The sequence below is a fragment of the Priestia sp. FSL W8-0001 genome, from assembly GCF_038050335.1.
Classification (GTDB): Bacteria; Bacillota; Bacilli; order Bacillales; family Bacillaceae_H; genus Priestia; species Priestia flexa.
Genome location: NZ_JBBPAL010000001.1, coordinates 2,482,205 through 2,507,739, shown reverse-complemented (window position 1 = coordinate 2,507,739; position 25,535 = coordinate 2,482,205). Strand labels below are relative to the sequence as shown.

Annotated in this window: 20 protein-coding genes; 16 read left to right on the top strand and 4 right to left on the bottom strand. The window is 38.1% G+C overall.

Annotated features, from left to right (window positions below):
• Nucleotides 1-134: 134 nt before the first annotated feature.
• The gene (locus MKZ18_RS13380) at nt 135-341 is read right to left on the bottom strand and encodes a hypothetical protein (RefSeq protein WP_340842502.1); all 207 of its coding nucleotides are present in this window, start codon (nt 339-341) and stop codon (nt 135-137) included.
• 303 nt (nt 342-644) lie between these two features.
• On the opposite strand from MKZ18_RS13380, the gene MKZ18_RS13375 reads away from it, so the two are divergent.
• From MKZ18_RS13375 to MKZ18_RS13340, 8 genes are all read left to right on the top strand, one after another.
• The gene (locus MKZ18_RS13375; protein ID WP_025910907.1) at nt 645-1,628 is read left to right on the top strand and encodes a ring-cleaving dioxygenase; all 984 of its coding nucleotides are present in this window, start codon (nt 645-647) and stop codon (nt 1,626-1,628) included.
• 83 nt (nt 1,629-1,711) lie between these two features.
• Nucleotides 1,712-2,890, top strand: coding sequence for an MFS transporter (locus tag MKZ18_RS13370; protein WP_341344556.1), 1,179 nt, complete (start codon nt 1,712-1,714; stop codon nt 2,888-2,890).
• Nucleotides 2,891-3,144: 254 nt separating this feature from the next.
• On the top strand, nt 3,145-4,503 hold the full coding sequence (gene pbp4b / locus MKZ18_RS13365) for a penicillin binding protein PBP4B (protein ID WP_251385445.1): 1,359 nt from the start codon (nt 3,145-3,147) through the stop codon (nt 4,501-4,503).
• Between the two features lie 261 nt (nt 4,504-4,764).
• The gene (locus tag MKZ18_RS13360) at nt 4,765-5,799 is read left to right on the top strand and encodes a LacI family DNA-binding transcriptional regulator (RefSeq protein WP_251385444.1); all 1,035 of its coding nucleotides are present in this window, start codon (nt 4,765-4,767) and stop codon (nt 5,797-5,799) included.
• 27 nt (nt 5,800-5,826) lie between these two features.
• The gene (locus MKZ18_RS13355) at nt 5,827-8,019 is read left to right on the top strand and encodes an alpha-galactosidase (protein WP_025910914.1); all 2,193 of its coding nucleotides are present in this window, start codon (nt 5,827-5,829) and stop codon (nt 8,017-8,019) included.
• A 349-nt stretch (nt 8,020-8,368) separates the two neighbouring features.
• Nucleotides 8,369-8,542, top strand: a complete 174-nt coding sequence (locus tag MKZ18_RS13350; RefSeq protein ID WP_153301140.1) for a hypothetical protein — start codon at nt 8,369-8,371, stop codon at nt 8,540-8,542.
• A gap of 50 nt (nt 8,543-8,592) precedes the next feature.
• Nucleotides 8,593-9,804: a multidrug effflux MFS transporter gene (locus MKZ18_RS13345; protein ID WP_285848229.1), complete on the top strand. Its 1,212-nt coding sequence runs from the start codon at nt 8,593-8,595 to the stop codon at nt 9,802-9,804.
• A 114-nt stretch (nt 9,805-9,918) separates the two neighbouring features.
• On the top strand, nt 9,919-10,521 hold the full coding sequence (locus MKZ18_RS13340) for a DUF6944 family repetitive protein (protein ID WP_251385770.1): 603 nt from the start codon (nt 9,919-9,921) through the stop codon (nt 10,519-10,521).
• A 17-nt stretch (nt 10,522-10,538) separates the two neighbouring features.
• Here MKZ18_RS13340 and MKZ18_RS13335 read toward each other — a convergent pair whose 3' ends face one another.
• Complete coding sequence (locus MKZ18_RS13335; protein WP_163071292.1) at nt 10,539-11,429, bottom strand: LysR family transcriptional regulator; 891 nt, start codon at nt 11,427-11,429, stop codon at nt 10,539-10,541.
• A 274-nt stretch (nt 11,430-11,703) separates the two neighbouring features.
• On the opposite strand from MKZ18_RS13335, the gene MKZ18_RS13330 reads away from it, so the two are divergent.
• The 3 genes from MKZ18_RS13330 (at nt 11,704) to MKZ18_RS13320 (ending at nt 15,685) form a co-directional block, all read left to right on the top strand.
• Nucleotides 11,704-13,518 carry an assimilatory sulfite reductase (NADPH) flavoprotein subunit gene (locus MKZ18_RS13330; RefSeq protein WP_025910918.1) on the top strand — a complete coding sequence of 605 codons (1,815 nt, stop codon included), beginning with the start codon at nt 11,704-11,706 and terminating at the stop codon, nt 13,516-13,518.
• A 22-nt stretch (nt 13,519-13,540) separates the two neighbouring features.
• Entirely contained in the window at nt 13,541-15,262 is a 1,722-nt protein-coding gene (gene cysI, locus MKZ18_RS13325; RefSeq protein ID WP_076512474.1) for an assimilatory sulfite reductase (NADPH) hemoprotein subunit, read from the top strand.
• Between the two features lie 114 nt (nt 15,263-15,376).
• On the top strand, nt 15,377-15,685 hold the full coding sequence (locus tag MKZ18_RS13320; RefSeq protein WP_062686977.1) for an MGMT family protein: 309 nt from the start codon (nt 15,377-15,379) through the stop codon (nt 15,683-15,685).
• A 51-nt stretch (nt 15,686-15,736) separates the two neighbouring features.
• Here MKZ18_RS13320 and MKZ18_RS13315 read toward each other — a convergent pair whose 3' ends face one another.
• Nucleotides 15,737-16,507 (bottom strand): DUF2628 domain-containing protein, encoded by a 771-nt coding sequence (locus MKZ18_RS13315; protein WP_061785552.1) that lies wholly within the window; start codon nt 16,505-16,507, stop codon nt 15,737-15,739.
• A 201-nt stretch (nt 16,508-16,708) separates the two neighbouring features.
• On the opposite strand from MKZ18_RS13315, the gene MKZ18_RS13310 reads away from it, so the two are divergent.
• Together MKZ18_RS13310 and MKZ18_RS13305 are read left to right on the top strand one after the other, a co-directional pair.
• On the top strand, nt 16,709-19,462 hold the full coding sequence (locus MKZ18_RS13310; RefSeq protein ID WP_144593683.1) for a CHASE3 domain-containing protein: 2,754 nt from the start codon (nt 16,709-16,711) through the stop codon (nt 19,460-19,462).
• 27 nt (nt 19,463-19,489) lie between these two features.
• Nucleotides 19,490-20,341, top strand: coding sequence for a CheR family methyltransferase (locus tag MKZ18_RS13305; RefSeq protein WP_025910927.1), 852 nt, complete (start codon nt 19,490-19,492; stop codon nt 20,339-20,341).
• 32 nt (nt 20,342-20,373) lie between these two features.
• Here MKZ18_RS13305 and MKZ18_RS13300 read toward each other — a convergent pair whose 3' ends face one another.
• On the bottom strand, nt 20,374-21,516 hold the full coding sequence (locus MKZ18_RS13300) for a SpoIIE family protein phosphatase (RefSeq protein ID WP_062686974.1): 1,143 nt from the start codon (nt 21,514-21,516) through the stop codon (nt 20,374-20,376).
• A 241-nt stretch (nt 21,517-21,757) separates the two neighbouring features.
• Here MKZ18_RS13300 and MKZ18_RS13295 point away from each other — a divergent pair, with 241 nt between their 5' ends.
• The 3 genes from MKZ18_RS13295 to MKZ18_RS13285 all read left to right on the top strand — a co-directional run bounded on the left by MKZ18_RS13295 (nt 21,758) and on the right by MKZ18_RS13285 (nt 25,526).
• Nucleotides 21,758-23,068: a PD40 domain-containing protein gene (locus MKZ18_RS13295; RefSeq protein ID WP_186317455.1), complete on the top strand. Its 1,311-nt coding sequence runs from the start codon at nt 21,758-21,760 to the stop codon at nt 23,066-23,068.
• 101 nt (nt 23,069-23,169) lie between these two features.
• Nucleotides 23,170-24,153: a LacI family DNA-binding transcriptional regulator gene (locus MKZ18_RS13290; RefSeq protein ID WP_144593681.1), complete on the top strand. Its 984-nt coding sequence runs from the start codon at nt 23,170-23,172 to the stop codon at nt 24,151-24,153.
• 134 nt (nt 24,154-24,287) lie between these two features.
• Nucleotides 24,288-25,526 (top strand): MFS transporter, encoded by a 1,239-nt coding sequence (locus tag MKZ18_RS13285; protein ID WP_025910936.1) that lies wholly within the window; start codon nt 24,288-24,290, stop codon nt 25,524-25,526.
• The last annotated feature ends 9 nt before the right edge of the window (nt 25,527-25,535 follow it).

Genomic DNA, 25,535 nt, shown 5'->3' with positions numbered 1-25,535 from the left:
GTAACTTTATTTTATCAGAAGTGGTCCTTATTTTAATGTAAAAATAAACAAAGCCGGTGAAATTTTACTCGTCGTAAAATTTCACCGGCTTTTTCGGTTCAGAGGAGGGTTTTGTCCCAGCCTCTTTCTATTTACTAAAATAAATTTAGTTTATTTAAATTAGTAGTCCCATTTACCGTGGCGTTTGCTGCTTTTTTTATAAGAGCATCTTTCTTTCTTGTCGTAGCTGTGTTTCTTTTTGTCACAAGTTCTTTTGTCATCGTGCTTGTAATCTTTTTTGTAAGAATCTTTTTCGTAGCAGTAGCATTTAAACTCTTTCTTACCATAATCTTTCTTACCATAATCTTTTTTACCTTTACGGTGCTTGTCGTGTTTTCTACACATTGACAATCATCTCCCAGTTGTTTTATTAGTAGAAGCTCTAATGCATTCTACTTAATATAAGATATGAAAAACCGGACAACCTGGTATATGCAAAAGCCTGTATTGAGTAGAAAAGGGCGAGTCCATTTTTAACTTTATTATAATGAGCTGATTGACATTGACATAATGAAAGTGAATTTGATATAATTATCTCGAATTAAAGATATTTGATGTGAAAATAAATGATGGTATAAACATAATCCTAGTTAGGAGGAATTAGAATGAATGAATTAAAAGGTATTCATCACGTGACAGCTATTACGAGTAGTGCTGAAAAAAATTATGAGTTTTTCACGTATGTACTAGGGATGCGCTTGGTGAAAAAAACAGTCAACCAGGACGATATTCAAACCTATCATTTGTTTTTTGCAGATGATAAAGGAAGTGCTGGAACTGATATGACGTTTTTTGACTTCCCAGGAATTCCAAAAGGATCTCATGGTACGAATGAAATTTTTAAAACATCATTTCGTGTTCCAAACAATGAAGCACTTCAATATTGGGAAAAGCGATTTAATCGTTTAGGTGTTCATCACGGTGGTATTCAGGAACTATTCGGAAAGAAAACTTTATCTTTTGTGGACTTTGATGATCAGCAATACCAATTAATTTCTGATGAAGGAAATGTCGGAGTAGCTTCTGGTATACCTTGGCAAAAGGGGCCGATTCCACTGGAATATGCCATTACTGGACTTGGTCCAATCTTTGTACGCGTGGCGAATTATGAGTTCTTTAAGGAAGTATTAGAGAAAGTATTATTATTCCGCGAGGTGGACCAAAAAGGTGACTTGTATCTATTTGAAGTTGGAGAAGGTGGGAACGGTGCTCAAGTAGTAGTTGAACATAACACAACTTTACCTGAAGGTATTCAAGGGTATGGAACCGTTCACCACGTTGCGTTCCGAGTGAATGATCGTCAAGTACTTGAAGAGTGGATTGATCGACTTGCGAGCTTTAGATTTCCAACATCAGGCTATGTGAATCGTCATTTCTTTGAATCTTTATATGCTCGCGTTTCTCCTGGGATTTTATTTGAATTTGCAACGGATGGTCCAGGATTTATGGGAGATGAAGAGTATGAAACACTAGGAGAAAAGCTTTCACTTCCTCCATTTTTAGAGCCTAAACGTGAACAAATTGAAAAGCTTGTACGACCAATTGAAACGGTTCGGAGTACAAAACACTTTGAAAAAGAGTATGAGTAAAGGTAGCTTCCAATGGAAGCTGCTTTTTTTTTACGTCATTGTTAGAAGAACTGACGTATAATAGAAGAGAAGGTGTGGGGGTGATGATCATCAATAAAAAGAAAATGGTTTTATTTGCTGTTTCCATTATGATTGCAGCACTAAATATGAGGCCAGCTATTAATTCAATTTCCCCTATTTTACAGGAGCTTACGTCAGCACTTCAAATGAATGCGTCTACGGCTAGCCTTTTGACAGCTGTACCCGTGTTGTGTATGGGAGTGTTTTCACCGCTTGCTGCAAGCTTGGCTCAAAAATTTGGGCTAGAGCGTATTATTGGGTATGCGCTTTGTTTGATTGGAATTGGGACGGTACTACGTTTTTTTACATATTCAACAGGCTTTTTAATTATGACCTCGCTTATAGCAGGAGTAGGAATTGCCGCTATGGGCCCGTTTTTGTCTGGCTTTATAAAAAAATATTTTAATGAACATGTACCGTTTATGATTAGTCTGTATACAGCTGCTTTGACAACAGGAGCAGTTGCCGCTTCATGGCTTTCAGTTTCGATTTATGAAAACACAAATTCGTGGAGAGTGACGCTGAGCGTTTGGGTACTATTTGCTATTGCTGCTATTCCGGTGTGGTGGCAATGGGTTTTGAAAAATAGCGAAAGTCCCTCTGGTCTTTCGGTACCCGAAGAAGTGAAGCCTATACCTTGGAAAAGCCAACGCGCGTGGCTATTAACGTTATCTTTTGGCTGTATGGCCATGATTTTTTATTCGGCAACGGCTTGGATTGCTCCACTGATTGAAAATCAGGGCTATTCGAAGCAGTATGCAGCAAACATTCTTACGCTCTTTACTGCAACTCAAATTCCAGTGGGTTTTTTATTACCAGTTTTATTAAAAAAAGTGACATCACGCCTTTTTTGGCTCTGGTTTGCCGCTGGAATGGAAGCGTTAGGTCTACTTTTATTAGCTCTTGAAGTTGTTCCATGGGTGGGTGCAATCTTTATTGGTATCGGTGCTGGAACGCTATTTCCGCTAAACTTATTACTACCGATTGATTTATCGAAAAACGCTGATGAAGCTGCTGGCTTGTCAGCAATGACCCAGTCAGCTGGCTATATCATCGGTGCATTAGGACCAATTATCATCGGTACTTTAGTTGACTTAACCGGTCAATTTTACTCCACATATGTTTTTTTATTTGTTGTGACATTTACGATGAGTATTATTCAATGGTTTGCTATGAGATCGGTTTCTAGAAATAGAGGGTAGTAGTATGGGATAAGAAAGGGGAAGAATAAGACCTTCTTCTTTCTTATCTATCATAAATGGACTAGCATTATTACAAAAAACGTTAACTGTGTTAGAAAGTTTGTAATCTTGTAGAATAAGTCGAATGCATTAGTTGAATTTTAAATGAAGAAACAGGACTTATATCCAATATCTTCTAATCAAGTTTTCTTTTACAATAATAGTAGAAGCACAATCCTAGTTATGCATCTATTATTCTTGTAGGAGGAAGTGCCATGAAAAAATCGTACGCAGCATTATCGCTAGCATCACTGCTTGCTCTAACAAGCAGCCCCTCATTTACATCTGCTACTATTCATTCAGAAACATCCGTTCATCAAGACTCATCTTACGCTATCAATTATTCATTGTTAAAAAAAGCAAAACCTGAGGAGGTTGGCATGTCATCTGCAAAGCTAAAAGAAGTGGATGCCATGATTGAACAAGAAATTAAAAGGGGTTTTCCAGGTGCCGTATTACTTGTTGTAAAAGATGGTAAGGTTGTGAAAAATACCGCGTATGGCTATGCTGAAAAATATAACAGTGCCACACCGCTAAAACACCCTGAGAAAATGAAGACAAATACTATGTTTGATTTAGCATCCAATACGAAAATGTATGCGGTAAACTTCGCTCTCCAAAAGCTGGTTAGCGAAGGGAAGCTAAATTTAAATGAAAAGGTTCAAACATATCTACCAGACTTTAAAGACCAATCAGAGGATGTTATTAAAGGAAAGGATCAAATGAAAGTGATTGATTTACTTCATCATAGCGGGGGATTTCCACCAGATCCACAATACTTTCATCCAAAAGCGGGTGCTTTATATTCTCAGGAAAGAGACAGAACCATTAGTTTAATTTCCAAGACACCTCTTCAATACGAACCAGGAACAAAGAATGTATACAGCGACGTTGATTATATGCTCCTCGGCGTTATCGTTGAGAAAATTACTAATCAGCGCTTAGATCATTATGTGGAAAATGAAATTTATCGACCATTGGGCTTGAGACATACACTGTTTAACCCGCTACAAAAAGGATTTAAGTCTAAAGACTTTGCGGCAACTGAACTACAGGGCAATACGCGGGATGGTGTTGTAAGTTTTCCGAATGTTCGAACATATACATTGCAAGGAGAAGTTCATGACGAAAAAGCATATTATTCAATGGCAGGTGTTTCGGGGCATGCTGGCTTGTTTTCAACAACGAGTGATTTAGCAGTTTTACTACAAGTCATGTTAAACGGAGGAGGATATGGTCGTCATCAATTATTTAATGAGCAAACAATTCAAACCTTTACAGAGCCGTCACCTATGAATTCTACATATGCACTTGGATGGAGACGAAACGGGGATGAAAGCATGGAATGGATGTTTGGTCCTCATGCAAGTCAAAATGCAATTGGCCATACTGGCTGGGTTGGTACTGTCACAATCATTGATCGAGAGAAGGATTTAGGTATTGTTTTATTGACGAACAAGAAACATTCACCACTTATTAATCCGTCAGAAAATCCAAATCGCTTTGAAGGAGATGTGTTTGAAACCGGTCAATATGGAAGCGTTGTAACAGGCGTTTATGACGCCATTGAATAGAGAGTGAAGAAAGAAGGAGCTGAGGTTAATCAGCTTCTTCTTTCTTCTTTTTTTGAAAACGCATTCAAAAAGATGTTGAACTCCATCGGAGGTTTTGATAAAATAAATTTAGTTAATTTTACTAAAAAATAGTAAAATTAACTGTTTTGCCGACGACTGCATAATAAGCAAGCAGTCTTTTTTCGTAAACTGTTTGGTCTATACCAATTTTCGTATGCTATCATAAAAGCAAATAGAAGTTTTACAGGGAGTGGCTAACTTATGGCAACGATTAAAGATATTGCACAGCAAGCAGGCGTTTCAATCGCTACCGTATCTAGAATTTTAAATAGTGATCAAACTCTATCCGTCGCTGACGATACGCGTAAGCGAGTAATTAACACTGCAAAAAGCTTAAATTATCAGTCGTCAAAAAGAAAAAATACGGCGTATTCAAAATTAACAGAGACTCGTTCTATCGGTTTAATCCTAACAACATCACAAAAAGATGAAGTGAATGATCCATACTTTTTATCTATTCGATTAGGCATCGAAAGTATTTGTGAAGCTTATCAATTTAAAATTGAAAACGTATTTGTGGTTGGTGAAAATGAAATCCCTAAAGGCGGACTTAATCATTTGGACGGCTTAATCGTGATAGGAGCAATTGACGAAAAAGATTTAGCGTCATTTTATTACAATAAAAATAGGCTAATCTTTGTTGACTATACACCTAAAGGTAATGATTTTGATGTAGTGACGTCTGATTTCGAAGCTGCAACTAGAGGCTTAATTGAAAAGCTAGAAGAAATGAAGCATAAAGATATTGCCTTTATTGGTGGGAAAGTGATTACAAAGCGCCTCAGTGACAGTGCCGGAGAGCATCATTCTGAAAGACGTCAAAACACGTATGAACGAGTGATGAAAGAAAAAGGGAACTTTCATTCACGCTATGTAAAAGTAACGGGATGGGATCCAATTCATGGATACGAAATGACGAAAGAATTAATTAATCAAGAAAGCATGCCTACTGCAATTATTGTAGCGAGTGACCCATTGGCTATTGGAGCTTTAAAAGCGCTTAATGAAGCAGGTATTCATGTGCCAAAGGAAGTATCAATTGTTAGTTTTGATGATATTAGTGCAGCAGCTTACCTAACTCCAAGCCTATCTACAGTTAAAATTCATACAGAAGAAATGGGGAAAACAGCGGTAAAGCTTCTTCATGATAGATTAAAAGGAAGAGAGTTACCAATTAAGGTTATGTTACCTACGAGCTTTATTGCTCGGGAAAGTATAGCAGAAAAGATAGAATGACAACAAAGCTAGGGGAGATGGAGAGAAATGTCTATTTTATTTGACGAAAAGAATAAGATCTTTCACTTGAAAGCAAAAGATACAAGCTACGTAATGGGGCTTGTTCGAGATAATTACTTAGCTCATTTTTACTGGGGGAGAAAGATTAATAACTACAATCACACAAACCAAATCCAGCCGTTAGACCGTTCGTTTTCTCCGAACCCATATCAAGGAGACCGCACGTTTTCACTGGATTGGTTACCTCAAGAATACCCTCAGCATGGAAACGGTGATTTTCGTTCACCAGCTTATCAAGTAGAACTATCAAATGGTACAGCGGTTACGGATTTACGTTATAAAGAGCATCGAATTTATAAAGGGAAACCTAGCTTAGAAGAATTACCAGCTACATATATTCATTCTGATGATGAAGCAGAGACTCTAGAGGTTGTGTTAGAAGATAGCATTATTGGCTTAGAAGTAACGTTACAGTATACGGTTTTTGAAAACTATAATGGGATTACGCGTGCGACAAAGTTTGAAAACCAAGGGAAAGAGTCTATAAAGTTGATTCGTGCTCTCAGTGCTAACGTTGATTTTCGGGACGCAGAATTTGATATGCTTTCACTGCCAGGTGCATGGGGGAAAGAGCGTCATGTTGAGCGTCAGCCATTGCATACGGGTATTCAATCTGTTGGCAGTATAAGAGGTGCAAGCAGCCATCAGCAGAATCCTTTTCTTGCGCTGCTTCGTAAAGATGCGACTGAATATTCTGGAGAAGTATACGGATTTAACTTTGTTTATAGCGGTAATTTCTTAGCCCAAGTAGAAGTAGACCAGTTTTCAACGGCGCGTTTATCTGTAGGCATTCACCCGCATAATTTTACGTGGTTACTAGAAAAAGAGGAGGCTTTTCAAACTCCTGAAGTCGTCATGGTATATTCAGCTGCAGGTTTATCAGAAATGTCTCACACTTTCCATAATTTATATAAAAACCATCTATTACGCGGTGAATTTAAAGAGAAAGAGCGTCCAATACTAGTAAACAACTGGGAAGCTACTTACTTTGACTTTGATGCGGAGAAAGTAGAGCAAATTGCCAAGGTAGGTAGCGAGCTTGGCATGGAGCTGTTTGTACTTGATGATGGCTGGTTTAAAAAGCGCAACTCAGACACAACGTCACTTGGAGATTGGTTCGTTGATAATGAGAAACTTCCTGCAGGCTTAGAAGATGTGGCCAAACGTGTAAACAACGTAAACATGGAGTTTGGCTTATGGTTTGAACCTGAAATGGTCTCAAAAGATAGTGATTTATATAGAGAACATCCGGATTGGTGTTTGCACGTACCGAACCGTCATCGAACGGAAAGTCGAGAGCAACTGGTTCTTGATTTTTCTAGAGAAGATGTACGCGCTGAAATTACAAAACGCATCTCAGCTATTCTTTCAAGCGTTCCAATTACGTATGTAAAATGGGACATGAACCGCCACTTAACAGAAGTGGGTTCAGCACTTCTTCCTGCTGAGCGTCAAAAAGAAACGTCTCATCGCCATATTTTAGGCGTATACAAAATGATGGAGGACCTTACAACTGCATTTCCTCATATTTTATTTGAAAGCTGCTCTGGTGGTGGAGGACGCTTTGACCCAGGGATGCTGTATTACATGCCGCAAACTTGGACCAGCGATAACACGGATGCGGTTGAACGTCTGAAAATTCAGTATGGCACAAGCCTTGTGTACCCGATTGTATCAATGGGAGCGCACGTATCAGATATTCCGAATCACCAAGTTCATCGCTATGCACCATTAAAGATGCGCGGTGATGTAGCAATGGCTGGCAACCTTGGCTATGAGCTAGATTTAACGAAGCTAACAGATGAAGAGAAACAAGCTGTAAAAGAGCAAATTGTGGAATATAAGGAAATTCGAAGACTCATTCAGTACGGTAATTTTTATCGACTCTTAAGTCCATTTGAAGGACATGAAACAGCATGGTTATTTACGGATGAAGCAAAAGAAGAGGTAGTAGTATTTTATTATCGTGTACTTGCTGAGCCAGCGGCACCTTTGCGCTCGATCAAACTTCATGGGTTAGATTCAGAGAAATCGTATGAATTAATAGGAACAGATAAGGTGTATGGGGGCGATGAGCTTATGTACAGTGGAATTCATATCCCTATTTCCTTACAAGGCGACTTTCAAAGCTATGTGTGGAAATTTAAAGCAAAAAGATAAAGAAAGGGAGGCTGGGACATAAGGATTTCAGCCAATGATAAACCTGAACGATTGAGAGTTCCTCACTTTTAATCGTTCAGGTTTTTTGTTGATTGTGAAAACAATGTTAGAAACAGGGGGGAATGGAGCGTAGGACAGTCTCCGCGGAAAGCGAGTGGCCGTAGCGCAATGGAACGAACGTGTTCTGATAACGTAAAGAGGTGAGAAAAGAGATTGTGTGTCTTTTTGAAAATTTGTTTTGTTATGTCCACCCTCTTTTTTGTAATGGTTATTCTCCACTATTTAGTAGAAGTGTGGTAAACTATTTAGCGAGAAAAGATTTTGTTAGTAAGATTGGAGATGCAAGATCATGTTAGCGAATCATGATAATCAACAGCCCATGAGTCGTTCTGAACGAAGAAAACAAGCTCAGCCAAAGAAAAAAACTCAAACGTTTCAAAATCGTCTTTTAAATGGATTAATTTTAATTGTCTCAATATGGATTTTATATTTACTGGTTAAAATTTTGTTTTTAGTTCAATGAGCAACGGATACAGTTGCTCTTTTTCATTTGGGTAAAAAGGAGAGAATATTATGCAAAGAGAGCTTGCGCAAAATATAGCAGTTGGTTCAAAAAGCCGTTTGCTGCTTGTTTTAATTTTAGGAGGGCTGGGTGCATTTGGGCCTTTTACAATCGATATGTATTTACCCGCTCTGCCAACAATTGCAAAAGAACTTGATGCGACAACATCTTTAGTTCAAATTAGTTTAACAGCCTGCTTGATTGGGTTAGCGTTTGGTCAACTGTTAATGGGGCCTTTTAGCGATATTAAAGGTCGAAAAAAGCCTCTCGTTATTTCAATTATTATCTATACAATCGCTTCAGCTTTATGCGTTGTGGCACCTACTATTTGGATATTTATTGCCTTACGCTTTATTCAAGGAGCTGCAGGGGCGGCTGGTATGGTCATTTCAAGAGCGAGCGTGCGAGACTTGTTTTCAGGAACAGATTTAACTAAATTTTTTGCAATGCTGATGCTCGTTAACGGGTTAGCACCTATTGTAGCACCGATTGCAGGAGGTCAAGTACTGGAGTTCGTATCGTGGCGAGGAGTATTCGGTGTTTTAACCGTAATTGGCTTAGTTATGTTAATCAGCGTTATGGTTGGACTAGATGAAACACTACCGCCGGAACGCCGTAAAACAGGCGGATTTAAAGAGATTTTACAAACCTTTGGAAGCTTAGTGAAAGACAAAACATTTGTAGGTTACGCGTTGACGCAAGGGTTCGTAATGAGCGCAATGTTTGCTTACATTTCGGGCTCAACATTTGTTCTTCAAGAAATTTATGGGTTGTCTCCACAAATGTTTAGTGCTGTGTTTGGTATTAATGGTTTAGGTTTAATTATTGCCACGCAGGTGACGGGACGTTTGGCAGGAAGAATTTCTGAAAGTATCTTGCTGACGTATGGTCTGATTCAAGCTGCTATTGGCAGCATTAGCTTAGTGCTCGCTATTTTATTTACAGACTCTGTGTTGCTGCTGTGTGTTTTTTTATTCTTCTCAGTAACAAGCGTTGGGATTGTCAATACAACGGTATTTTCATTAGCTATGCAAACTCAAGGAAAACAAGCGGGGAGTGCAGCTGCTTTATTAGGACTACTCCCATTTTTACTAGGAGGATCCGTAGCGCCGTTAGTAGGCGCATTTGGAAACAATACGGATTTAGCGATGGGAATTGTTATTGCAATCTGTGAGTTACTTGCTTTATGTGCTTATATGTTACTTGTAAATAAAAAAGGATAACATTACAAAAAAATAGCGCTTTACATAACGTAAAGGGCTATTTTTTAGATGAAATCACTTTCAATTTCTCATGCATATGCTGTAAAAAGAACTTTATGACGGGGCGTGGCATGGATGGAGAATGGACAATTGGAAGTAGTTGGAGCTGCAATTGCCGCTATCGGAACCATAACGGCCGCAGTTGGAAGTACGCCTTTCTGGTGGCTTTCTGAACAAGCTAAGTACAATTTAAATCTTTGGGGGAACTTACTTCAGGGAACAGGTAACGCATTAGAAGCAAATGGGCAAGGAGAAATCTCACTCGAAAAAATTGGAAACGAAATTCAAGCTGTCGGCAACTCCACCATTGTTGCAGGCCTTCTTTTGTTAGAAGAAGAGGAAGTACAAACTCGTCTTACTATTTCTGGAAACTTAATGCAAGCTTTGGGAGGAGCGGCTGCTTTAGGAGATGAGTTAAAGGACGACTCAAATATTGGAGAGGTATATAGCATCGTCGGAAATATCATGCAAATTATTGGGAATTCGATGCAAGCTCTAGGTGATGGGTATGATTTAAGAGCAGAAGAACTAGAAGAAGCAACAGGGACAGATAATGGTTCTAATGAAGATAATAATAATAATAAAGGAGAAGTATTAAATGTGTTTGGAAGCTGGATTCAAGCAGGTGGATCTGTACTATCGTTCATCGGTCAGGTTATAGAAGAAGAGGAAGAATAAAAGGAAGCACCGAGGTTCTAGTTGAAAGTAGAAACTTCGGTGCTTTTTGCCATATTTATAAAGTTCTTTGAAGCTTGACTAAGGTAAAAATCCTTAACGTGAGCGAATACAAGCGTACGCGTAGCGTGCTCTAGTTTTATATAGCGAATTGTGGAAGGATTATCATGTTTAATAACCATTTCAGGAACAATGGTAACTCCAAGGCCGTTCAAAACTAATGCTTGAGCTGTTTCAATACTACTTGTTTCATAAGCTACTGCTGGTTGAACCTGGTGATTTGCACATAAAGAGAGTACCTTCGAGCGAAAGTCAAACCCGCTTTTTAATAAGATGAATGGGCAATTTTCGTAATCGGTTAAGCGATTCGATAAAGGTGGTAGCCAATTGGGCGAATTCTTTGGAACAGCAAGGTAGAGAGCTTCTGTTAAAAAAGGTTCATATTTTAAGCGTTCATCTTTAATCGGAAGTGATAGCAAAGCAAAATCTACTTTAGCGTTGACCAATAATTTCAGTATATTTTCGCTTGAGTCTTCCAGAAACTTTACTTTTACAGTTTGATACTGATGCATAAACTGCTTTAGCAAAGGCGGAAGAACATGTCCACCTGTGATAGGGGTAACGCCAATTGTGATACTGTTTTCTTTTATGTTTTTGGAATCCTCTAGCTCTTTTTGTAAATTGTCATGCATACGTAAAATAGCCTGTGCTCTTACAACAAACAGCTTGCCTTTCTCTGTTATTTCAATACCAGTTGAATAACGATTAAATAATAAAATACCCAGCTCATCTTCTAGCTTGGAGATTTGTTTACTTAAAGAAGGCTGAGCGATATGTAAATTCGCAGCGGCTTTCGTAAAGCTTTTCATCTTGTAGATTTCTATTACATATTGAAATAAGCGTATCTCCATTTTTCCCTCCATAGTTTTAAACTATCAATGTAATAACTACCATTTTGTTTAAATACCATTATTATGTTTTCTGAAGGCTCATATTAATATTTTTAATACAACTAATAAATTATCTGTATTTTACTAATTTTGAATTTTAGTGTAAAATCAATTAAAAAAATAGGAATAGTAGAGATTAAGAGATTTTTAGAGAAATATTCGTCAGAATAATGAAATCATTTTGTATAATTTGTATACATACTAAGCTTTATATTCCTTTGTGAGGTGGATATTTTTGCAACTTCAGGTCACAAACAGTCCTTTTAATCAAGAGCAGGTAGAATTATTAAATAAGCTACTACCAACGCTAACAGAATCCCAAAAAATTTGGCTAGGGGGATACTTGGCTGCGAGCGGTTCAGCACCAGCAGCAGTATCAGCACCTGTTGCTGAATCGGTGCAGAGCGTATCAGTTGCTCAGCCTGTGTCTAAAGACGTAACAATCCTTTATGGATCTCAAACAGGAAATGCTCAAAACTTGGCAGGTCAAACGGGTAAAACATTAGAAGCAAAAGGCTTTAATGTTAAAGTCGCATCTATGAGTGAATTTAAACCCAATACCCTTAAAAAACTTGAGAATTTACTCATTGTCGTAAGCACACACGGAGAGGGGGAGCCACCTGATAACGCGCTCTCATTCCATGAGTTTTTACACGGAAAACGCGCTCCAAAGCTTGAAAATTTACGCTTTTCAGTTCTTTCTCTTGGAGACAGTTCTTATGAGTTTTTCTGTCAAACAGGAAAAGAGTTTGACCAACGCTTAGAAGAGCTAGGCGGTACGCGCTTATATCCACGAGTTGACTGCGATTTAGATTTTGAAGAACTAGCAGCAGAGTGGACAGAAGGTGTTTTGAATGGTTTAAGTGAAGGTAGCGGCGCTCAAATGGAGGCGGCTGTAGCAGTGGAAGACGCATCAGCTCAGCCATCAACTTACTCTAGAACGAATCCATTTAAAGCAGAAGTACTAGAAAATTTAAACTTAAACGGTCGCGGATCAAATAAAGAAACGCGTCACTTAGAGCTATCTTTAGAAGGTTCTGGATTAACGTTTGAACCTGGAGACAGCTTGGGCGTTTATCCAGAGAATGATCCTGAGCTTGTTGATTCATTAATTTCGGAGCTAGGTTTCAACCCAGATGAAGTAGTGAAGGTGAACAAACAAGGCGATGTGCGTTCTCTACGTGAAGCGCTCATTTCAAACTTTGAAATTACTACATTAACAAAACCGCTTCTTGAACAAGTGGCAAAGCTTACAGGAAATGAAGAACTGCATGCTCTTATCAGCGATAGCGCAAAAGTAAAAGAGTATGTCTATGGGCGTGATCTTTTAGACCTTATTAAAGACTTTGGTCCGCTTGGAGTTTCAGTTGGAGATTTTGTTGCCTTATTGCGCAAGCTACCAGCACGTTTATATTCAATTGCAAGTAGTTTAGAAGCTAATCCTGATGAAGTGCATTTAACAATTGGAGCAGTGCGCTATGATTCACACGGAAGAGAGCGTAAAGGCGTATGTTCTATTTTATGCGCAGAACGCTTACAGCCAGGTGATACTTTACCTGTTTATATTCAACATAATCAAAACTTTAAGCTTCCAAGCAATCCTGAAACGCCAATTATTATGGTGGGGCCAGGAACGGGAGTTGCACCGTTTCGTTCGTTTATGCAAGAGCGTGAAGAGGTTGGTGCGGAAGGTAAGTCATGGATGTTCTTTGGCGATCAGCACTTTGTAACAGACTTCCTATATCAAACGGAATGGCAACAGTGGTTAAAGGACGGTGTACTTACCAAGATGGATGTTGCATTTTCACGTGATACAGCTGAAAAGGTATATGTTCAGCATCGTATGAAAGAGCATAGTAAAGAGCTTTTTGAGTGGTTAGAAGAAGGTGCGGTTGTTTATATTTGTGGAGACGAAAAGCATATGGCACATGATGTGCACAATACGCTAATTGATATTATTGAACAAGAAGGCAATGTAAGCCGTGAACAAGCAGAGCAATACTTAGCTGATATGCAGCAGCAAAAGCGTTATCAGCGCGACGTATATTGAGGATTGAAAGGAGAGTTTCAACATGGTTAACAAAATTTTAAAAGCGCCCGAAGGTCCTCCAAGTGACGTTGAGCGTATAAAAAAAGACAGTAATTACCTGCGCGGTACATTAAAGGAATCGATGCTTGAACCGATTAGCTCAGGAATTTCGGATGACGATAATCGTTTAATGAAATTTCATGGCAGCTATTTGCAAGATGACCGTGATCTTCGTAACGAGCGTCAGAAGCAAAAGCTAGAGCCAGCTTATCAGTTCATGCTTCGCGTTCGTACACCAGGTGGAGTTTCAACGCCTGAACAATGGCTTGTTATGGATGATTTAGCTCAGAAATACGGAAACGGCACGCTTAAGTTAACAACACGTCAAGCATTTCAAATGCATGGTATTTTAAAGTGGAACATGAAGCAAACAATTCAAGATATCCATGCATCAATGCTTGATACAATTGCAGCATGTGGTGACGTAAATCGTAACGTGATGTGTAATCCAAATCCGTATCAATCTGACATTCATGAAGAAGTATTTGAATGGTCAAAGCAACTCAGTGATTATCTATTACCACGTACGCGAGCATATCATGAGCTTTGGTTAGATGAAGAAAAAGTTGCTTCAACGCCTGAAGTGGATGAAGAAACTGAGCCAATGTACGGCCCGTTATACCTACCTCGTAAATTCAAAATTGGAATTGCGGTGCCGCCATCAAATGATGTTGACGTATACTCTCAAGACCTAGGTTTTATTGCAATTGTTGAAGAAGGTAAGCTAGTTGGTTTTAATGTTGCAATCGGCGGCGGCATGGGGATGACGCACGGGGATAAGCAAACGTACCCGCAACTAGCAAAAGTGATTGGTTTCTGTACACCAGACCGAATACTTGAAGTGGCTGAAAAAATTATTACAATTCAGCGTGACTACGGTAACCGCTCTGTGCGTAAATACGCGCGCTTTAAGTATACGGTTGATCGCTTAGGGTTAGATACTGTCGTTAAAGAATTAGAAAATCGCCTAGGGTGGAAACTTGAAGAAGCGAAAGAATTTCACTTTGAACATAACGGCGATCGCTATGGCTGGGAAAAAGGTGTCAGAGGAAAATGGCATTTTACACTATTTGTTCAAGGTGGTCGCGTAACGGATTACGATGGCTATCCGTTAATGACTGGATTGCGTGAAATTGCGAAAGTGCATACTGGAGACTTCCGCTTAACAGCCAATCAAAATTTAGTTATTGCTAATGTATCAAGCCAAAAGAAAAAGCAAATTAGTGAATTAATTGAACAATATGGATTGACAGACGGCAAGCATTATTCCGCGCTTCGTCGCAGTTCACTTGCTTGTGTATCGTTACCTACCTGTGGATTAGCGATGGCAGAAGCAGAGCGCTACTTGCCGACGCTTATTGAACAAATCGATGAAATTTTAGATGAAAACGGTCTTCGTAATCAAGAAATTACGATTCGTATGACAGGCTGTCCAAATGGATGCGCTAGACCTGCACTTGGTGAAATTGCCTTTATCGGTAAAGCGCCAGGAAAATATAATATGTACTTAGGGGCTGCTTTTGACGGCAGTCGTTTAAGTAAAATGTATCGTGAGAACATCAGTGAAAGCGAAATCTTAAGCGAGCTACGCGTGCTAATTAGCCGCTATGCAAAAGAGCGTCATGATGGTGAACACTTCGGTGATTTCGTTGTACGCGTTGGCGTTGTGAAAGCAGTAACGGACGGTACGAACTTCCACGATTAAGAAAGAAAAAGACAGAGGGCTCTCCTCTGTCTTTTTTTATGAGTCCATGAACCGAACGAGAAGCTTGTACATATACTAAAAAGACAAGTCGGTTTAAAAGGAGAGTGAAAGTCCTTGAAGGAATTTACGGAGCGGGTTATTCAAATTATTCAAAGAATCCCTAGTGGGTACATTATGACATATGGACAAATTGCAAAGGAAGCAGGAAACCCACAGGCAGCGAGACAAGTAGCTCGCATTCTACACTCTATGAGTCAAAAGCATAAATTACCGTGGCATCGTGTTGTAAATGCAAAAGGTGAGATTGTAATTAAAAGTGAAGAAGCTGCTTGGACTCAAGCGACATTTTTAGAGAAAGAAGGTATTTCTGTAAAAGAAGGAAAAGTAATAATAGAACATTATTGCTTGAACCAAAAGAAATAGTGATTAGTAAACTAATTTATAAAAAAAGAAGGTAGCGTGCACCTTCTTTTTTTAATACCACGTATTATCTTCAATCCAATATTCATATTCCTCAGCTTCTTCATCACTTAGCTTCTTGCCATTTATGTAGACTTCATGCCACTCGTATACTTGCTTATGAATATATGTATAGAATAGGATGCGTACATGTTCTTTTTCAGCATAGTCATAGCCTTTAAACTGAATAATATGATGATTATCTTCTTTTTTGATATACGTCCACGTTGGATTATCCGTAAATGCTTCTAGCGTTATTCCTTCATCGCTGTACTTCATAATGTCTTTAGCATTTGTTTTAGTCGGTAAATAAGATAATCCGTAATCAGCACCAATACTAAAAGCAATAACGAGTGCGTTTAATCCAATTAAACTACCGATGTGTGTGCCACCTTTATCTTTTAAATAAAGAATTTGCTTTTCTTCTGGGAGATCCATAGCGGACTGTACTAGTTTAAAAGCATGTTTATAATACCAACGATTAGCATTTATTCCTATTACTATGGCAATCACCAAATAAAAAAGTAATTCAACGAGAAATGGGATATCAATGATATATGTTGCAACGAGCAGTGGGATATCAATCAGCGCAATAATTAAAAAGATTTTATATAACTTGCGGTAGGCAAGCCAGAATGGAAAAAATAAAAAGGCCATCCAGTTCCAGCTGTTATTTTTGGCAGGGTCTGTGACCGAGCTCCATTTTGTATGGTAGTAAGAGGTGTTGGTTTGCACTACTTTATGCTGAGCATCAAATGATAGAGGATGAATTGTTGAATCTAGCATCTAGATCCTCCTTTCTTTTTTCTTATCCAATCTAGAATAAGCTATTAATGGAAATGAAACAAGTAGATTTATGTGTTTAATAGGTGCTTTTTAGCCCGAATGCTAACCCGTGTTCTTTAAATTAAAAAACAGTATAGGAAAAATCTTTTTCAGTGTATAATAGATACACTGTAAGATGAATAAGTAAAGGCAGGAACATATATGAAAACGAAATGGAAAATGGGGATACGAACAAAGATTTTAGGCGGCTATTTCTTTATTGTTTGTAGCTTATTTATAGCTATTATTCTTTTAAATAACCAAATTAAGTCGTTACAACAAGAGCGAAATTTTATTATTGATCACGATATCCAAATTCATGAGTTAACAGGTCGAATTGAAAATAGTTTGTTGAACATGGAAACGGGTCAACGCGGGTATGTACTCACAGGGGATTCAAGTTATTTAGCACCTTATGAACAAGGACAATCTCAATGGAGAGACGATTATAATAAGTTATATCGATTATTAGATGATAATTCTCAACAAGAGAAGCTGAAGGAAATAAAGTCAACCATTGAGAGTTGGGTTGAAAGCGCTGGAGAACCAACAATTAAATGGAAGCAAGAAGGTAACAAAGAAGAGCTAGAATCGTTTTTTAAAGTAGATTCTGGTCGCCGCTACATGGATGACATGCGCAGTCAATTTAATTCGTTTCGTGAAACGGAAAAAGCAATGACCGAACAACGAGCGGTGGAATTAGATAGCCAAAATAAAAATATTACCTTAGGCATGTATGGTCTTCTCGTATTTGTCGCCTTATTTTCAACTGTAATTGGCGTTTTTTTATCAAGATCAATTGTTAATACAATGAAAGAAGTTACAAATACAATCAAACAGATTGCTGCATCAAAAAATCAGTTAAATACGCGAATTAGAGTTAAAACAAACGACGAAATCAAAGAGCTAGGTGATGCAACTAACGAGCTACTAGATAGTGTAGAAGACCGAAATTGGCTTCAAACCAACCTGGCAGAAATCGTGACTATGTATCAAGGCATTACGTCTATTCGAACATTAGCTGAGCAATTTCTACTAACGGTCTCTAAAATAACAGGTGCTTCATGCGGTGCATTTTATATTCGAAATGATGAGCATGATGAGATTGAGTTTGTAAAAGAAGCAAGTGTTGCTGATCGGTTTGAAGACGTAGGAAGAGAATCATTTAAAATGGGACAAGGGCTTATTGGACAATGTGCATTAGAGAAGAAACAGTTATGCTTAACAGATTTACCTCAAGGGTATCAATTGATTGGCTCAGGTTTAGGTGCAACCGTACCTAAAAGTGTGCTTATTGCTCCTGTTTTATTTGAAGGTGAAGTTATCGCGGTTATTGAATTAGCAAGCTTAGAAGACTTTACTGCGCTTGAAAAAGAGCTTATGAATCAGGTGATTGAGACGTTTGGACTGACGATAAATAGCGTTACGAGACGAATGGAAATTGCTCGATTACTTTCGGAATCTCAAGCAATGACTGAAGAGCTTCAAGCACAGTCCGAAGAGCTTCAAACGCAGTCCGAAGAGCTTCAGATGCAATCTGAAGAGCTTCAAACCATCAATGAACAGTTAGAGGAGCGCACGCGAGATGCAGAACATCAGTCCGAAGAGCTTCTGGTTGCAAAAAAAGAGCTAGAAGAAAAAGCAAATCAGCTTGAATTGAACTCACAGTACAAGTCTGAGTTTTTAGCAAATATGTCTCATGAGCTTCGTACGCCGCTTAACAGTATATTAATCCTATCAGAGATGCTTTCGGAAAATGGAGATAATAGGCTTACAGATGAAGAAGAAGAGTATGCACGCATTATCCACTCTTCAGGCAGTGATTTATTAGGGTTAATTAATGATATTTTAGATTTATCAAAAGTAGAAGCAGGAAAGCTAGAGCTGCTTCTAAGTGAAGTTAACATGAGCGAGCTTCCACAACAGCTAGAGCGTCAGTTTGCTCATGTATCTGAAAAGAAAAATGTAGCTTTTCATGTATACAAAGAGGATGATGTACCGAATCTGTTTATAACGGATGAAAAGCGTGTTCAACAAATTTTGAAGAATTTGCTATCCAATGCTTTTAAATTTACTCATCAAGGAGAAGTATCTATTTTCATTCGACGAGCAAGTGAAAGCATCTCTCACCCACTAAAAGAATTAGTGGAGTCGAACTGCTGGCTCGAGTTTGAAGTAAGGGATACTGGAATTGGTATTCCTAAAGAAAAGCATGAACTGATTTTTGAAGCCTTCCAACAAGCAGATGGTGCCACGGTTCGGAAGTACGGTGGTACAGGTTTAGGGCTGTCCATTTGTAGCGAATTTGCAAAGCTTTTAGGTGGTTTTATTACACTTCATAGTGAAGTAAGTAAAGGAAGTTCGTTTACGCTTTATTTACCAAGCTTAATTAATGGGGCTGTGGATTATACTCAGCTAGAAGAAGCGTACAACCAAGTGGCGGTGACTTTTAATGAAGTGGAAGTCGCTGAAACACAGGTAGAAAGCAAAATTGACAATCAAGAAGAAGATACTTCAACTATAAATGACTCAAATGTATTCCAAGGAAAGAAAGTATTAATTGTTGATGATGACCAACGTAATATTTTTGCTTTACAAACAGCGTTGAAAAAGCAGGGAATGGGCATCATCACGGCTCAAAATGGCCTTGAGTGTTTAGAGATTGTAGAGTCAAAAGAGCATCATATTGACTTAATTTTAATGGATATTATGATGCCGTATATGGACGGATATGAAACAATGCAAAAGATTCGTCGAGAGTTGGAATTAACTGATTTACCAATTATTGCATTAACCGCAAAAGCGATGAAAAATGATCGTGAAAAATGCTTAGAAGCAGGAGCGTCTGACTATATTAGCAAGCCGTTAGATTTAAGTCAGTTATTTTCCGTGATGCGCGTGTGGTTGGCAAGCTGAGTTAAGTAATGAAAAAGGATGTTACGTATGGATACAAATCAACTAGAAGTAAACGAAGCATCGTATAAATCAAATCTAGAGCTGAAGCTGCTATTAGAAGCGATTTATCGACTATCTGGATTTGATTTTAGAAAGTATGCTCAGTCCTCTGTATACCGGCGAATTCAAAACCGAATGAACATCGATGGCATTCCAACGATTTCAAGAGTAATTGAAAAAGTTGTGCATGACGAGGAGTTTCTAGAGCAAATTTTAAACGATCTATCAATTAATGTAACAGAGATGTTCCGAAACCCAACGTTTTTTAAAGCGTTTCGTATGCAGGTAATACCTTTACTAAGACAGCATAAAGAAATTCGAATTTGGCATGCTGGCTGTGCAACAGGTGAGGAAGTATTTTCAATGGCTATCCTGTTACAAGAAGAGGGATTATTAGATAGAGCAGTTATATATGCAACAGATATGAACGAAGACGTGCTTCAAAAGGCAAGACAAGGAACGTTTTCACTTCGGAAAATGAAAGATTATACAAAAAACTATATGCAAGCAGGTGGAACAGAAGCCTTTTCACAGTATTATCAAACCGATCATCTATATGCTTATTTCCATCGAAGCTTATTAAAAAATATCATTTTTGCACAGCATAACTTAGTAACAGATCACTCATTTAATGAGTTTCACGTTATTATTTGTCGTAACGTGCTCATTTACTTTACAAATGAGCTTCAAGAGCAAGTATATGGGCTGTTTTCAGAAAGCTTATGTGAAGGTGGATTTTTAGGACTTGGAGATAAAGAAACGCTGCGTTTTTCAGCTGGCTCTGAATTCTACGAAGAGTTTGTGGGAAATGAGCGAATTTATCGAAAAATAACTACATGAAGAAAGGTCGAGAGCGCATGCTCTCGACCTTTTTAAATAGATTTAGCTTGAACAAGCAGTAAACACATGTCATCTGGCTGGTTTTCACGCTGTTCGGGAGGGAGGATTTGATCCATGATAATTGATGTATCCTCCCATTTTTGAGAAGTAATTAATTTCAGTTGTTCAGTTGCCTCGACTTCCGAAGGTCCCATCGCTTCTAGTGCACCATCTGTAAATAATAGAAGTTGAACATCTTCTTCAAAAGACACTGTAAACTTGTTGACGTTAATGTCATCAAAAAAACCAACTGCACAGCTTCCTCGCTCCAACGGTAAGACTTCCTTGCCATCAATCAACATAAAGCCAGGGGGATGCCCAGCATTTACGTATTCGATCGTTTTCTTTTTTGTATCAATCACAACATAGATACCGGTAAAATAATAAGGAATATGATCTTTTTCCGTATGTAGCAAGGTCATGTAGCGATTTAACTCTTTAATCACAAGCTCAGGATCAACAAGAAGCTTAATAGCTTCTCTAAGGACAGATGAGATAAACATACAGACAAGAGAAGCCGAAATTCCGTGCCCCATCATATCAAATAAAATAATTCCGTATCGGTGTTTATCAATTTTATGGCAATAATACATATCTCCAGCGAGCTTAAAAGATGGTAAATAGGATACGTCCATTTTAATATCATCTTCTTTTAACAATTGGCTAAGAAGATTTCGCTGAACGTTTGTAGCTAAATCAAGTTCTGTTTGAATTTTCTTTTCATGCTCAGCGTGCCAGTCGAGCTCTGATTTTAGTCGAAGCGCAACGCGTATGCGTGCCAGCAGCTCTACTTTGTTAATGGGCTTTGTAATATAGTCACTTCCTCCAGCGTCGAGTGCTTCAACAAGCTTTGAAGAGTCCTCAAGAGCGGTGACAAAAATAATAGGGATGTTTCTCAAACGCTCGACGGTTTGAATACGGCGACACGCTTCAATACCATCAATTTCAGGCATCATAATATCTAATAGAATTAAATCAACAGGCGGTGTTTTTGCATGAGGATCATCTACTCTTAGATAGGTGAAAAGCTCTTGTGCCGATGTTAGTGATACGGTATCAGTATAACCAGCACCTTTTAAAATTTTATCAATTACAAATAAATTGACGGAATTATCGTCTACCAATAAAATGGCCATTCTTTATCTTTCCCCTTATCTTGTTTGAAGACTATTCAGTTTTCAAGCATACATTTTCTTTTAAGCTTTATTATACAAAACTTATATGGCTTGTGGTATTAACATCTCTTAATGTTAATAATAAAATTTGCCTCTACGGAAATACAGAGAGTTAAACTAGGTGATAATGTAATAATTTTCTAGAATTCTAAAGTTAAATGGGTTAATATGTAAATAACGGATAAGGAAAGGAAGGATAGTGTTGAAAAAAGGATTTTTATGGGGAGCTAAGGCTGTTGTTTTTGCATTATTAATTAGCAGCATTTATTTATCATATACTCAAAGTAACGATCCGTATCGTTTTTTTACGGGCTTAGGGAGTGAAATTTCAATTTCCCCAAATGACGATCGTTTGTTATTTTCATATTATACAAATGGAAATGAACAGATTTACAGTTCGAGTATAAGTGGAAAGGATGTCCAGCAGCTTACAACGTCGAGTGAAACTCGGAGTCATACACCGCGCTATTCAAATGATGGCAAAAAGTTTTTATTTTTAGCAAAGAAAGCGGATGCTAATGAGCAAAACGTTCTTAATGTTACGAATGCGGATGGGCAAACACCTCAAAAGGTTAGTGATGATTCTCTACACGTAACGGATGCTGTATTTTCAAAGAATAATCAGCAAATATATTTTATCGGAATGCCTGCTTCAGATCTTGGGAAATTAGAAGGAACAGCAGAAGGTGGAAGTAATCTCTACGTTGCAGATGTACAGACTGGAAAGGTCAAGCAACTAACAAAGAAAGACTATTTTTCAATGGGAGATTTAGCTGTTGATGATGATGACGTATATTATACCGTTTTTAATGAGCATGAAGAGCTCTACTCATATAATCTAAAAGCAAACAAAGAACAGCGTGTAAATTACAATAAACTAACAGGAGATATCTATGAAACAACTTTTACACCATCTGGTGATCAAGTAGCGTATACAGCAGTCTCAAAAGAGTCTGAAAACAGCTCGTTATATGAATATGAACTATTTTTATTTGATATTCAATCAAATAAAACAGAGCAGTTAACAACGTTAAAATCTAGCGTGAATTCTCCTGTGTTTTTTCATAAGCAAAATAAAGTTATTTTTCTACATGATACAGCCTGGGCAGCACAACCTGAAGAGTATAAGTTAAAAACAATTGATCTAAAAACAAAAGAAATACAAGAAGTAAAGTTATCAGTTCCTAAAGGTACGAATAATAGCGCGCTGAACAAGTTAGTAGGCTATATAGGAAATGGATATACAATTGGGCTATTATACGTCGTACTGCTTTCTTTATTCACATACTCGTTTCATAAAAATAAGCATAAACCATACGTAATTCCGATTATTAGTCTTAGCATTGCTATTGTAGGAGTTGTAGCAAGCTTTGTTACAGCAGCTGTTTTTGATCCATGGGTGGGCATTGCAATTGGGACGTTATCAATTGGCATCGCGGCATGCAGCATTATCTTATTTCTCATTGCGTTTGTCATAAAGCAAGTGACGACAACGCATAATCATTCACTATAATAAGAGCTGCAACAGGTACAGGTGGACTGTACCTGTTTTTTCTATTTGAAAAACGAGGTATAATAAGGTGAATCGTTTTCATAAAGCAGGGGGATTACTGAATGAAACCAAAGATTAGCGATGTAGCCAAGCGCGCTGGCGTATCACCAACGACGGTGTCGCGCGTTTTAAATAATAGAGGATATATTAGTGAAGAAACAAAAACACGCGTGCATCAAGCGATGAAAGATATTAACTACTTCCCGAATGATGTAGCACGTTCTTTGTTTAATAAGCGCACAAACGTCATTGGTTTAATCTTTCCAACGGTTGCCAATCCATTCTTTGGTGAACTGACGTTTTATATTGAAAATATCTGTACCAAATTAGGGTACAAAGTATTGTTGTGCAACAGTTTAAACCGAGTAGATGAAGAAGAAAAATACGTTGAAATGTTAATGCGTAACCAAGTGGACGGAATTATTGTTGGAACCCATAACCGAGGAATTATTAATTATCACAAGGAGCATCTCGCTGTCGTAGCTATTGACCGAAATTTATCTGAAACGATACCCGTTGTCAGCTCAGACAATTATGAAGGAGGAAAGCTAGCGACGGAATTGTTGCTGAAAAAAGGGTGTCATCATATTGTTCATTTGAATGGACCAGCCGAATTAGAAACGCCAGCGAAGTTTAGACGAAAAGCATACGAAGACGTGATGAGACAAAGTGGAAAAGAACCAATTACTTATGAAATTCCCGCGACGTTTGATCGACGAAGTCAACAGGGAATAATTGAACAGCTGTTTGATGAACAAGTTAACGTAGATGGGATTTTTGCCAGTGATGATGTCATTGCAGCTTCTGTTTTACGAGAAGCAAAGAGGCGAGGAAGAGATGTTCCTAGCGATTTAAAAGTAGTGGGATATGACGGAACTGAGGTAACACAAACGCTTCTTCCAGAGTTAACGACTATCAAGCAGCCGGTTGAACAAATTGCTCAGCAATCTGTTGAACTGTTATTGCAAGCTATTGAAGGAAAGTTTGGTGAACTGCCTTTAGAAACCAAGCTTCCCGTTCAGTTATTGGAAGGAAGCACAACGTAACGATACATAGCCTAAAATGGGCTATGTGTTTTTTTTGTGTCAACCCGTTGACATATGAAATCGGTTGACATAGAATATATTTGAAAGTGCTTTCAAATATTGGGGAATGAGTTCACTTCAAAGGGGTTAGAGGGATGAATAAATCTAAAAATTTGTATTGGAAGCTAAGCGCTTATTTTTTCTTTTTCTTTTTTACGTGGTCATCGAGCTACTCATTATTTTCGATTTGGCTTGGACAAGAGATGAATCTAAACGGGGCTGAAACAGGTATTATCTTTTCTGTAAACGCTATCTTTGCTCTTTGTATGCAGCCGATTTATGGATATGTTTCCGATAAAATTGGTTTAAAGAAAAACATTTTATTTTTTATTAGTACACTGCTTGTGTTTGTGGGACCTTTTTACGTATTTGTCTATGGTCCGTTACTCCAAGCTAATGTAATAGTTGGAGCCGTAGTAGGGGGATTATACCTTGGTGTTGCCTTCTTAGCAGGGATTGGAGCTATCGAATCTTATATTGAAAAAGTGAGTAGAAAGTATAGCTTCGAATATGGAAAATCGAGAATGTGGGGATCTTTAGGCTGGGCGGCAGCGACGTTTTTTGCAGGACAGCTGTTTAATATCAATCCAAACATTAATTTTTGGGTCGCTTCTGTATCCGCTATCATTCTGGTTTTAATCATTTTATCGGTTAAAGTTGAAATGACAGATTCAGAGATGAATAAAGCTGAATCCGTTAAAATGAAAGACGTTTGGAATCTCTTTTTATTGAAGGACTTCTGGTTCTTCATGGTTTATATACTTGGCGTTACGTGCATTTACGGCGTATATGACCAGCAATTTCCTATCTACTACGCATCATTATTTCCAACAGAGCAGTTGGGAAATCAGGTTTTTGGTTATTTAAATTCATTTCAAGTTTTCTTGGAAGCTGGAATGATGTTTCTAGCACCTTTTATTGTTAATAAGCTTGGAGCAAAGAATAGTTTAATTCTAGCAGGTCTCCTTATGGCACTTCGCATCATAGGGTCTGGCCTGGTTGGTGGGCCAATTGGGATTTCATCTATGAAACTCATTCATGCGCTTGAACTACCAATCATGTTAATTGCTATCTTTAAATATTTAGCGGCCAACTTCGATACACGCTTATCATCTATTCTTTACTTGGTTGGCTTTCAGTTTGCCTCACAGGTAGGAGCTTCTATCATGTCTCCACTTGCAGGAATGTTATATGATTTAGTTGGTTTTAGATCTACATACTTAATTATGGGTGGCTTTGTGTTATTTTTCACCATTCTATCAATCTTTACATTGTTAAATCACAAAAAACAACCTGTGCTGAAGCAGGCTAACAATGTACCTAAAATAGTGTAGGGGGAATGA